1 protein-coding gene is annotated in these 254 nt (G+C 74.8%); it reads right to left on the reverse strand.

Translation table 11 applies throughout. The features are described 5' to 3' along the window. Positions 1-29: 29 nt before the first annotated feature. Positions 30-254 (reverse strand): cupin domain-containing protein (locus ACSNOK_RS35215; RefSeq protein ID WP_436784760.1); only part of this gene is annotated, 225 nt, incomplete at its 5' end.

Consider the following 254-nt stretch of genomic DNA (forward strand, 5'->3'; position numbering starts at 1 on the left):
CCCGTACCTCCGGGCGTGCGCGGCGGCCCTCACCCCGCGCCCTTCGAGGGCCGGGCGCGTACGTGCATCCGCTCGCCCTGCGGCCCGAAGATGCTGATGAACTCGACGGGCCGCTCCCCGGCGTTCGCGAAGCCGTGGGGGGTACGGGTGTCGAACTCGGCGGCCTCCCCCGCGCCGAGGACGAGGTCGTGCTCGCCCAGAGCCAGCCGCAGCCGCCCGGACAGGACGTAGAGCCACTCGTAGCCCTCGTGCGT

This window comes from Streptomyces sp. URMC 126 (assembly GCF_051386555.1).
Classification (GTDB): Bacteria; Actinomycetota; Actinomycetes; order Streptomycetales; family Streptomycetaceae; genus Streptomyces.